The organism is Actinomycetota bacterium (assembly GCA_036280995.1).
Lineage (GTDB): Bacteria > Actinomycetota > CALGFH01 > CALGFH01 > CALGFH01 > CALGFH01.
In genome coordinates this window covers 1-4,767 of sequence record DASUPQ010000508.1, presented here as the reverse complement: position 1 = coordinate 4,767, position 4,767 = coordinate 1, and the positions used below count along the sequence as shown (strand labels likewise).

The 4,767-nt window shown below is 71.2% G+C and carries 4 protein-coding genes and 1 pseudogene; 4 read left to right on the top strand and 1 reads right to left on the bottom strand.

The annotated features are described in order from the left end of the window. Positions 1-443 precede the first annotated feature (443 nt). Positions 444-1,304, bottom strand: a pseudogene (locus VF468_17180) (transposase). Between the two features lie 196 nt (positions 1,305-1,500). On the opposite strand from VF468_17180, the gene istA reads away from it, so the two are divergent. From istA to VF468_17160, 4 genes are all read left to right on the top strand, one after another. Further along, positions 1,501-2,940: an IS21 family transposase gene (gene istA / locus VF468_17175; GenBank protein ID HEX5880026.1), complete on the top strand. Its 1,440-nt coding sequence runs from the start codon at positions 1,501-1,503 to the stop codon at positions 2,938-2,940. Continuing rightward, a complete protein-coding gene (locus VF468_17170; GenBank protein ID HEX5880025.1) occupies positions 2,937-3,200 on the top strand; it encodes a hypothetical protein in 264 nt (87 codons plus the stop codon). Before istA ends, VF468_17170 begins: the two co-directional genes overlap by 4 nt. Next, a complete protein-coding gene (locus VF468_17165) occupies positions 3,197-3,547 on the top strand; it encodes an ATP-binding protein (protein ID HEX5880024.1) in 351 nt (116 codons plus the stop codon). Before VF468_17170 ends, VF468_17165 begins: the two co-directional genes overlap by 4 nt. Positions 3,548-3,647: 100 nt before the next feature. Then, on the top strand, positions 3,648-4,767 hold a 1,120-nt coding region (locus tag VF468_17160), incomplete at its 3' end, for a tyrosine-type recombinase/integrase (protein ID HEX5880023.1).

Genomic DNA, 4,767 nt, shown 5'->3' with positions numbered 1-4,767 from the left:
AGATCAAAACGCTCCACGACACCGGCGCCCTACACCGCCACCACTGGCACCCGGAATGGAACTACACACTCCGGCCGCCCCAAAAATGAGCGTGTTGATCATCGGCGGGCCCTAAGAACCCGGCCCGGGAACAGCCGTGCGCGGCCGCGGCCGCGGTTACCGACACCCCGTCGAGCGGATGCGCGCAGCATCTTGAGCGCCAGAACGCGGCTCAGCGCGATGAGGAAGGTGCTGGCTCCCTATCCTGGGCGCCGCCTTCCCCTTACCTTGATCATTCACCCGGATCGTAGGGTTGAGTTCCGACCGGCTGTCGTGATCTTCACCTCCGTTTCTGATCTTGTGGGTCGGTGGTGGGCCAGCACAGGCTGCCCGACATCGCTCGGGCGGGCGTCCGGTTCCACTGGCCGGAGGGACTGCTGAGGCCGGGGCGGGGACAAAGGCGGTCAGGTCGGGGGCGGCAGCGCGAAGATGGCCAGGAAGCAGGCTTCGAGTTCCCGGGCCCATGGCCAGGTCTCCGGGATTTTGATCTTTCGTTTGCGTTGGCCGCGGACCAGCCGGGCGGCGGTGTGCAGCAGCCGGTAGCGCAGGGTCTTGGGTTCGGCGAGGGACAGCGGGCCGTCCAGGCACAGCAGCCGCAGCCAGCACAGCAGGTCGCAGGCGATGGTCGCGGCCACGCACCAGGCCTGGTTGAGCGCGAACGAGGTGGAGGGCAAGTGGCCGATGCCGGTGTTCTTGCCAGTGCGGATGCGGTCCTCCACGCGGGCGTGCGGTCGGTGACGGGCTTCGAGGAACTGGGCTTGCCCGGTCGGGGTGTTGGTGGCGAGGAGCTGGTAGCGCCAGCCGTCGGCGTCCTCCAGCACGGACAGCTGTGCCCCGGACGAGGGCCGTTCGCGGCGGCAGACGATGCGCATGTCCGGTGGCCAGTTGGCCAGCCGGTCCCCGCCCACGGAGCGGCGCAGCAGCCCGGTCAGCTCGGCCACGCCGGCGTCGTCGGGGTCGCGGGGCTTGCCGCGGTGATCCAGCACCTGGTGCCAGTCGGTGTCACAGAGCTGGCTGATCGCGGTGCGGGCCCGAGCGTCGAGGTCGAACCCGACCGAGTAGTGCACCCGCCGGCCGGGTGCGGCGTTCAGCGCGGTGATGTGGCCGACCAGGTCCAGGGTGGCGCCCGCACCATCGCAGGTGACCAGCAAGTCACGCCGGTGCCGGGCCGGCAGCTGCGCGATCGCCTCGCCGAGCACCTCGATGTGATCGACCGCTGTGTTGGAGCCGGCGTTGCCCGCGCGCAGCCGAAACGCCAACGACTCACCCGTATTGTCACACCACGCCGTTGTCCGCGTACGGGCTCATGTGTAGGTCCGCGTACGAGGTGATCTGTCGTTGAGGTTCCGGCGAGTCGTTCCGCCTCGATTCGCCCAGGGGTGACCACCCTCCGGCTTGTCAGCCGCCAAGCAGACAAGACCGGAGGGGGGCCACCTCGTGATCCTGCCCGTGGAGGCATGGATGGACCTACGCCGCTACCAACCGTTGCGTGCCGCCGGCGCGACCTGGCGCGAGATCGCCGATGAGGTCGGTGTGGACTGGCGCACCGTCAAGAAGTACCTGTCGACCGCCGCCGCGGGCGGGCCGCCGACCGCACCGTCGCGGAAGGGCACGGTGACCCGCAAGGTCGACGCGGTCGCGCCGATGATCGACGCCTGGCTGGCCGCCGACCCACGCTTGAAGGCCAGCGTGATCCACGAGCGGCTGGTCGCCGAGCACGGCTTCATCGGCCACTACCAACGGATCAAGCTGTATGTCGCCGAGGCCCGTGTGCGTCTGGCGCGCGAGGACGACGGCGACGAGCGCCTGTCGGGGTTGCATCGCCGGTTCGAGGTCCTCGCCGGCGCGCAGGCCCAGGTGGACTGGGGCGACGAGGGCGGCATCCTGCTCGAGGCCGGGATCGGCAAGGTCTACGCGTTCCACATGACGCTGTCCTACTCGCGGGACCCGTTCTGCTGCTTTGTCACCAGCCAGGACCTGGGCACGTTCTTCGACTGCCACCGCCGCGCGTTCGCCCACTTCGGCGGCGTCCCCGCAAGCATCGTCTACGACCGGACCAAGACCGTGGTCAAACGCCATGTCGCCCCGCGCCAGGCGGTGCCGCTGCACCCGGAGGCGGCCGCGTTCGCCGCGCACTACGGCTTCGTCATCGACGTGCTGGCCGCCTATCGGCCGACCGGGAAGGGCCGGGTGGAACGCCAGGTCGCGATCGTGCGCGACCACGTCCTGGCCGGCCGCACGTTCACCAGCCTCGCCGAGTTGAACGGGGCGTTTGGCCAGTGGGTGCCGATCCGCCGGGGCCAGGTGCATCGCACCCACGGCGAGCTCATCGGGGTGCGCGCCACGGCTGATCACGCCGCGTTGCGGCCGCTGCCGGCACTGCCCTACCTGGTCTGCGAGCGCCACCTGCGGCGGGTCGGGCGGGACTGTCTGATCAGCTTCGCCGGCTCGCACTACTCGGTCCCGGCCCGCGCCGGCGACGGCCGGGCGGCGCGGGCCGGGCAGCGCGTCGAGGTCCGGGTCAGTGCCGACACCGTCACCATCCACCGGCTGGCCATCGACGGCGAGCCGATCGTGCTCGCCGCCCACCCGCGCGCCACCCACCGCGGCAGCCTGATCGTCGACCCCGCGCACTGGGACGGCCTGCCCGACGGACACACCCGAGCGGTCACCGTCGACCCCGTCACCAGCCAGCCGCCGGGGGCACCCGCGACCGCCCCGACCACGACCGGGTCGACCCCGACCGGCGTCGACACCGATCCGCTGGCCGCGTTGCTGACCAGCCGCCCCGCGGCCGCAACCGCGGTCGCGCACCGGCCGCTGGGGGCCTACGACGCCGCCGCCGGACTCACTTCACCGGTCACCAGCACGGCGGGAGCGACGGCGGGAGCGCAGCGATGACCCGTCCCGATTCCCCGCCGGTGCTGCTGGACGCCGAGCAGGTCGACGAGCTGCGCCGACTGCTGGGCACCGTCGAGGACTGGCTGCTGCACGCCGGCGACGAGGCCCTCGATGACCTCGCCGAGTTCCTCACCGGGCTGGGCTGGTCGACCGGGTCGCCCGAGCGGCTGGCCGCCGGGCTGATTGCCGACCTCGGCGAGCACACCGTGCTGCTCCGCCGGGCGCTGACCCGCACCCTGCCCGCTCGGGAGATCAGATGAGCGAGCTGGTCACCACCCGCATCCGCGACCACGCCACCCGCCTGGCCCTGCCGCACCTGGCCGAACACCTCGACGACCTCGTCGCCCGGGCCGAGGCCGACACCATGGGCTACCGCGACTTCCTCGACCTGGCCCTGGGCGAAGAGGTCGGGGTCCGCGAGGGCCGCCGCTTCCGCGCCGCCCTCAAGCTGTCCGGCCTGCCGCACCACAAGGGCCTCGACGCGTTCGACTTCGCCTTCCAACCCGAGCTGGACCCCCGCAAGATCCGCGACCTGGCCGCCCTGCAGTTCGTGGCGGCACACGACAACATCGCCCTGCTCGGCCCACCCGTTATCACCGGGTCTTGAGTTCGTCTCTTCTCTGTCTGCAACGAGCGTGTCTAATGTGGATTGTCGTCGTTGTTGCGTCACTATCGGCGGGTGTTCTTCGACGAGATGGAACGACGACGTGGCGCATAGCTTGGCGGTCCGGCCCTCGGTTGGACCGCGCACCTGGACGGTGATCGACGATGACTACCGGACGGTGTTTCCGGTCGAGGAGTGGCTGGAGGCCCATCGCCACCTGTGGTCGCCGAACACGGTCCGTGGCTACGCGACGTCGCTGGCCCAGTGGTGGACGTTCCTCGAGCAGCGCGCCGAGGCCGAGCGGTGGCAAGAGGTCGGGGTCTCGGCGGTGTCGGGATTCCTGTCCTGGTTGCGCAACGGCCGCACGGTCGAGCACGCCCTGGTCGCATCGGAGACGGCGCCGTCGGCGGAGACCCTGGAGGCCCGGTTGGCGGCGTTGATCTCCTTCTACCGGTGGCATGAGGCCGTGTTCGACGTGCCCGTCGCGGCGCGGCTGCTGCGCGGGGCACCGCGCCGAAGCCCGGCCCGGGGCCTGCTGGCCCACCTGGACTCGCGCTCGGCACCGAGCCCGTCGGCGATGGTGCGGGTGCGCCGACACCGCTCGCGCGGACGGCCGCCGCTCCTGCTGCCCCAGCAGATCCAGGCCGTCCTCGACGGCTGCGCCGTCCCCGACCCGGCGACCGGCGACTGGGCCGGCAACCTGCGCGACCGACTGCTGTTCGCGCTGCTGGCCGAGACCGGCTGCCGGCTTGGTGAGGTAATGGGCATGCGGATCAGCGACTTCGTGATGGGCCGCGGCGACACCCCGTATGTCGAGATCGTCCCCCGTGAGGACAACCCGAACGGAGCCCGGGTGAAGATGATGCGCCCGCGCCGGGTCTACGTTGGCAACGACCTGGAACGGCTGTTCGCTGACTACCTGACCGAGCTGGCCCGCCGCGCCGACGAGCTCGGGCTCCCGCTGACCGCTGATGATCCGCTGTTGGTGAACCTCGCGCGGCCCCCGCTGCTGGGGGCACTGCGGCAGGGAACGGTCCGGGACAAGACCGCGGCGCTTCGCAAGAAGGGCATCGGCCCGCCCGGCTGGACCCCGCACTGGTTCCGGCACAGCCATGCCACCGCGCTGCTGCTGGCCGGGACCCCGGAGTGGGTCGTGTCGCGGCGGCTCGGACACGCACACGTGCAGACCACCCTGGATCTCTACGGCTGGGTCCGCGAGGACG